At 53.1% G+C, this 671-nt stretch carries 1 protein-coding gene; it reads left to right on the top strand.

Annotation, left to right across the window (positions count from 1 at the left end):
- Window positions 1–75: 75 nt before the first annotated feature.
- Window positions 76–671 (top strand): transposase (locus INT19_RS01955; RefSeq protein WP_193059517.1); only part of this gene is annotated, 596 nt, incomplete at its 3' end.

The raw sequence follows: 671 nt of genomic DNA, 5'->3' as shown, positions 1-671 counted from the left end.
CGTTGAGCCTGTAGAAAAACTCCGCTGACGGCTAAGTTTTGGTAGGATCTAGGAAACAGACGAGGAGTGGTCAGCATGCCGCGCTTCAAGGCTTATAACTACGACCAGAACGCCATGGTGGTGATCAACTATCAAGATCAGCTCCAGCCAGGCACCTTTGAACACGCTGTGCACTACCTGATCGAGCACAAGCTCGACTTGTCCGTTTTCCATCCCCAGTACCGCAACGACGCGACCGGTCGGCTGGCCTATGATCCGGCCATCCTGTTGAAAATCATCCTGTTTGCCTACTCCAAAGGCATCACCTCCAGTCGTGAAATGCAGTGGTGCTGCGAGACCAATATCATTTTTAAAGCTCTTTCCTGCGATACCGTTCCCCATTTCACCACACTGGCCAGCTTCGTCAGTCGCCATGCCGATGAGATTGAAGCGCTATTCGAGCAAGTGCTGCTGGTGTGCCACGAACAAGGCTTACTGGGCAACGAACTCTTTGCCATTGATGGCTGCAAGATGTCCTCCGATGCCTCCAAAGAGTGGTCGGGTACGTTCAAAGAATTGGGCGAGAAACGGGAGAAACTGAGAGGCCTGATTCGGCATCACCTACTAGAGCACTACGCGCGTGATGAAGCTGAAACGGAAGCCGATCTGGATCGGGATATCCGACGGGCCAA

Origin of the sequence: Halomonas sp. 3A7M, from assembly GCF_014897875.1 — a bacterium.
GTDB lineage: Bacteria > Pseudomonadota > Gammaproteobacteria > Pseudomonadales > Halomonadaceae > Vreelandella.
Note: the sequence above shows the minus strand (reverse complement) of the source record. Positions and strands in the feature narration are given on the sequence as shown.